Here is a 5,714-nt window from a genome sequence, read left to right as displayed (position 1 = left end):
GGACGCTGGACATCGCAACCGGCGCGATGAAGCAGGTCAGCAGCAACCCGCGCGAGGATCGCCTGCCCAGCTGGTCGCCCGACGGCACCCGCATTGCCTATTCGGGCGGGGACGGGATGATCAAAAGCGCGATCTACGTCACCAGCCTCGCTACCGGGCAGGAAAGCCTGCTCAGGGAAGTGAAAGGGAAGGCTGACGCGCCTTCCTTCGGCCCGTCCGGCGAACTCGCCTATGTCGTGGCCGACAGTGCCGGCAGCCATCTGGAAATCGACGGCAAGCCGGTCAGCGGCAAGGAAAATGTCTTCCCCTTCCGCATTTCCTGGGGGAAGGACGGCTATTATTACGTCTCCGACGGCAAGATCCGCCGGCGGAGCGGCAATGCCCTGTCCACCGTCGATTTCGCCGCCACGCTGGAGGTCGTCCGCCCCAGCTATGCCCGCGCGAAACGTGACTGGGACTCCACCGAACCGCGCAAGGCGCTGGGCATCGTCCATCCGCATATCTCGCCAGACGGCAGCCGCATCGCCTTCGTCGCGGTGGGCGATCTTTACGTCGTCTCGTCCAAGGGCGGCACGCCGGAAAATCTGACGAAGGACGCCGCCCTCGACGCCGATCCCGCCTGGTCGCCAGATGGACAGAGTATCGTCTTCAGTTCCGATCGCGTCGGTGGCCTGCCTCAGCTCTGGATCAAGGATCTGAAGACCGGCAAGGATCGCCAGCTCACCAATATGGACACCCAGCCCTTGGGCGCGGCCTGGTCGCCCGACGGCACCCGCGTCGCCTTCATCGACGTCGACGGCCGCTGGGGTGTCGCGGGCGTCTGCATCGTGGACGTCGCCACAGGCAAGGTGACGCGCCTCCAGGGTTCGCTGGGCCAGCCGGGCAGTCCCAGCTGGTCCGCGGACGGCAAATATGTCGCGATCAGCCTGTCCTACAAATTTTCCAACAGCTTCCGCGAAGGCACGAACCAGGTCTATGTGATCCCGGCGGACGGGAAGGGCGAAGCCTTCTGGCAGTTGCCCGAACCCAATATGTCGCTCGACACACGCAGCGGCAGCGGCCCCGCCTGGTCGCCCGACGGCACGAAGATGGCGGGCATCTATGAAGGACTGCTCAAGATCTGGCCGGTGGACAAGGACGCCAAGCCGCTGGGGCCGGTGCGCAGCTACACCGCAGGCACCGCCTTCTACCCCACATGGACGGCGGATTCCGGCACGATCCTCTATCAGGCGGACGACAGGCTGAAGATGATCGATGTCGCCACCGGCGTCATCGCCGACGTGCCGATCGACCTCAGCTACCGCCTCGCCAAGCCGACCGGCCGCACCATCATCCACGTCAGCAATCTGGTCGATTCCGTCACTGACACGACCCAGCATGACAAGGACATCATCGTCGATGGCAATCGCATCGCCGAAATACGCGACCATGACGCGGCACTGCACAAGGACGGCAAGTTCGTCGACGGCACCGGCCTGACCGCCATTCCGGGCCTGATCGAGTTCCATTCCCACGTCCAGAAGGACTTCGGCTCCAATCTGGAAAAGGCCTGGCTTGCCTATGGCATCACCACGGTCCGCGATCCCGGTACCCAGGTCTATGATGCGGTCGAGGATCGCGAGGCGGCGGAGGCGGGCGTGCGCCTGTCGCCCCGCCTCTATGTCGGCGGGCCGCTGCTCGAATGGCAGCGCGTCTACTACAAGATGGGCATCGCCGTCTCCAGCCCGGCTCATCTGGAGCGGGAATTGGAACGGGCGAGGGTGCTGAAATATGACATCGTCAAAAGCTATGTCCGTATGCCCGACCTGTATCAGCGCCGTATCGTCGAAGCGGCGCATGACATGGGCATCCCGGTGTCGGGCCATGAAATCTTCCCGGCCGCCTATACCGGCGTCGACGGTACCGAGCATCTGGGCGCGACCAGCCGGCGCGGCTATTCGCCCAAGCAGGGACCGGGCGGCATGACCTATGAGGATGTGATCCAGCTGTTCGGCCGCAGCGGCCGCACATTGACCCCGACCAATTTCGGCGCGCTGACCGGCTATCTGGAAAAGCATCCCGATTATCGCAGCGATCCGCGCGTCAACCTCTATCCCAGCTGGGCGCGCGAAACCGTCACCGGCACCAATGATCCGATGGCGGTCTTTACCCGTCCGTTACTGGCGGGCGGCCTCATCAGCCTCAAGAAAATCTATGATGCCGGCACCCATGTCGTCGCAGGTACCGACACGATGATCGCGACCAATCTCCATGCGGAGATTGCCTCCTATGTCGATGCGGGCTTGACGCCCTTCCAGGCGCTCCAGACCGCCACGGTCAATTCGGCCAGGGCGCTCAATCTGGACGCCGGGACGCTGGAGGCGGGCAAGCTCGCCGATATCGTCCTGCTGGACGGCGACCCGCGCGCGGACATCGCCAACACGTTCAAGGTCAGGAAGGTCATGGCCAACGGCGTCACCCATGATGTCGGTGAACTGGTCGGCGCGGCCAAGTAGGAATGACCGCCGCCGGGACCGAAATCCCGGCGGCGATCCTCGATCATCTCAGGTCGAAACGGTCTGCGTCCATGACCTTGGCCCAGGCCTTGACGAAGTCGGCGACGAACTTGTCGCCGGCATCCGCGCCAGCATAGACTTCCGAAAGCGCACGCAACTGTGAGTTGGAACCGAAGGCAAGGTCGGTCCGGGTCGCCGTCCACTTTTCCTGATCTGTGTCGCGGTCGGTGCCGACGAACACTTCGTCGCCCCGGTCGCTGACCTCCTTCCACGCCGTCCGCATGTCGAGCAGGTTGACGAAGAAGTCGTTGGTCAGCTGGCCCGGCCGCTCGGTCAGCACGCCATGGGCGCTACCGCCATGATTGGCACCCAGCACGCGCAGGCCGCCGACCAGCACGGTCATTTCCGGCGCGCTCAGGCCCAGCAACTGAGCGCGGTCGACCAGCAGTTCTTCCGTCGGAACGCTGAAGCGCACCTCCAGATAGTTGCGGAAGCCATCGGCGCGCGGCTCCAGCGGATCGAAGCTGTCGGCATCGGTCTGTTCCTCGGTGGCGTCGCCACGGCCGGAGTTGAAGGGCACGTTGACGCTATGACCGGCTGCCTTGGCCGCCTGCTCCACGCCGACATTGCCGCCCAGCACGATCAGGTCCGCAATGCTGACCTTGCCGCCGAAGTCGCTCTTGATGCCTTCATAGACGGAAAGCACCTTGGTCAGTTCGGCCGGCTCGTTGACCGCCCAATCCTTTTGCGGTGCCAGACGAAGTCGTGCGCCATTGGCCCCACCGCGCTTGTCGGAATCGCGATAGGTGACGGCCGAAGCCCAGGCCGTCTTGACCAGTTGGCCAGTGTTGAGGCCGCTCGCCGCAATCTTGTCCTTCAGCGTCGCCACATCGGCGTCGCTCAACGCCTGTCCGGCCGGGATTGGATCCTGCCAGATCAGGTCTTCCGCCGGGACGTCCGGTCCCAGATAGCGGGGCTTCGGCCCCATGTCGCGATGGGTCAGCTTGAACCAGGCGCGGGCGAACGCGTCGGCGAACTCGTCCGGATTCCTGTAGAAACGCTCGGCGATTTCGCGATATTTCGGGTCTTCACGGAACGCCATGTCGGCGGTCGTCATCATCGTCGGCACGCGCTTGTCAGGGCTGTGCGCGCCCGGCGCCATGTCCTCCGGCTTCTGGTTCCTGGGCTGCCATTGCTGCGCCCCCGCGGGGCTGCGGACCAATTCATAGTCATAGTCGAGCAGCATCCGGAAATAGTTCATCGACCATTGAATCGGGGTCGGGGTCCATGGCCCTTCCAGACCGCTGGTGATGGTATGGTCGCCGATGCCGCTCTCATGGCCGCTCTGCCAGCCAAGCCCCTGCTGCGCGATATCCGCGCCTTCGGGCTCCGCGCCGACTTTGGACGCGTCGCCCGCGCCATGGCATTTGCCGAACGTATGGCCGCCCGCCGTCAGCGCCAGCGTCTCCTCGTCGTTCATCGCCATGCGGGCGAACGTCTCGCGGATGTCGCGCGCCGACTGGAGCGGATCGGGATTGCCGCCCGGACCTTCGGGATTGACGTAGATCAGGCCCATCTGGATCGCCGCCAGCGGGCTTTCCAGCACCATTTCCCGATCGGGCTGGATGCGGGTTTCATTGCCTTCCTGGCCGACCCAGAACTCTTCCGTGCCCCAGTAGATGTCCTTCTCCGGCTCGAACACATCCTCGCGCCCACCGCCAAAGCCGAACACCGGCCCGCCCATCGACTCGATCGCGACATTGCCGGCCAGGATCATCAGGTCCGCCCAGCTGAGCTTGCGGCCATATTTCTGCTTCACCGGCCACAGCAGCCGGCGCGCCTTGTCCAGATTGGCATTGTCCGGCCAGCTGTTGAGTGGCGCGAAACGCTGCGTGCCCGACGATGCCCCGCCGCGCCCGTCGCCGGTGCGATAGGTGCCCGCGCTGTGCCAGGCCATGCGGATGAAGAATGGGCCGTAATGGCCATAGTCGGCCGGCCACCAGGGCTGGCTGTCGGTCATCAGCGCGGTCAGGTCGCGCTTCACCGCCGCCAGGTCGATGCTCTTGAACGCCTTCGCATAATCGAAGTCGCTATCCATCGGATTGCCCGATCGGCCATTCTGCTGGAGAATGTCCAGCGACAGCTGATTGGGCCACCAGTCCCGATTGGTTCGTCCCAGCAGGGTTCGTAATGCCGCCGGCTGTTTGCCTGGATCGTTCAGGGGGCTTCCACTCGTTTTCGCGTCCATGGATCGACTCCTCTCTTTGGGCCAGCCGCTACCCAACGGCCTTCGACGCCTTATAGGCCCGTGTGCTGCCAGATCAGAAATCGGAAAATCCGCTGACAGTTATAACCCGAGCCGCTGAGGTGCAGGCGATCGATCGAGCGTTTCAAACGGCGACTTGTTATGTTTCGATAATCTTTTCGTCGCGTTATGAGTTAAATTTACGTCAGGTTAGGACAAGGGACGCCATGGATCAGAACATGGAAGCAACTCGCCTCGACAAATTGGCGAGCTTTCACATTCTCGACACGCCGCCGGAGCGCGAATTCGACGCCTTGACCGCGCTGGCGCAGCGATTGCTGGACTGTCCGATCGCGCTGGTTTCATTGGTGGATGGCCAACGGCAATGGTTCAAGTCCGTTCAGGGCCTTGGTGACGTTCGGGAAACCCCCCGTGAGCAGGCGTTTTGCGCTCATACCATTCACGAGGATGACCTGCTGCTTGTCGAGGATGCCTGGGATGACCAGCGTTTTGAAACCAATCCGCTGGTACGCGGGAATCCGCATATTCGCTTCTATGCCGGCGTGCCTCTTCGCCCGCACAAGGAAGGTTTCTCCGACAATCTGCCGGGAATGGGATCTTTCTGCGTTATCGATACCAAACCGCGACGTCTGACGGAAGATCAACTGGCGATCCTGCGCGATCTCGCTGCTGTCGCGAGCAGTCTGCTGCGGGCGCGTGCCTCCGCTGAAGAGGCCCGCGACATGGCCGAACTAGCCGAGGACAGGGCCAATATTCTCGATGGTCAGCATCGCCTGCTGCGCCAAGCGGAAAAGTTGGCAGGCATCGGTTCCTGGCGCCTGTCGCTCGATGACGACCGGCTCGAATGGTCGGATCAGGTTTATGCGATTCATGGTCTTCCGGTCGGGGTCATGCCCACGCTGGAGGAGGCGTTCGACTTCTATTCACCAGAGGAAGCCGAACGTATCCAGGAA

At 63.2% G+C, this 5,714-nt stretch carries 3 protein-coding genes; 2 read left to right on the top strand and 1 reads right to left on the bottom strand.

All coding sequences use genetic code 11. The features are described from left to right. Window positions 1–2,495: amidohydrolase family protein (locus VMR39_RS09715; protein ID WP_325415766.1), on the top strand; the 2,495-nt coding region annotated here is incomplete at its 5' end. A 43-nt stretch (window positions 2,496–2,538) separates the two neighbouring features. Here the strand turns inward: VMR39_RS09715 and katG are convergent. Continuing rightward, a complete protein-coding gene (katG, locus tag VMR39_RS09710) occupies window positions 2,539–4,743 on the bottom strand; it encodes a catalase/peroxidase HPI (protein ID WP_325415765.1) in 2,205 nt (734 codons plus the stop codon). 224 nt (window positions 4,744–4,967) lie between these two features. On the opposite strand from katG, the gene VMR39_RS09705 reads away from it, so the two are divergent. Beyond that, window positions 4,968–5,714, top strand: a 747-nt coding sequence (locus VMR39_RS09705; RefSeq protein ID WP_325415764.1) for a GAF domain-containing protein, incomplete at its 3' end; no start/stop codon positions are given.

Source organism: Sphingobium sp., assembly GCF_035511395.1.
Lineage (GTDB): Bacteria > Pseudomonadota > Alphaproteobacteria > Sphingomonadales > Sphingomonadaceae > Sphingobium.
Note: the sequence above shows the minus strand (reverse complement) of the source record. Positions and strands in the feature narration are given on the sequence as shown.

Excerpts from the sequence above, each read along its gene's own strand:
- katG (WP_325415765.1), bottom strand. The coding sequence starts at position 4,743 with ATGGACGCGAAAACGAGTGGAAGCCCCCTGAACGATCCAGGCAAACAG.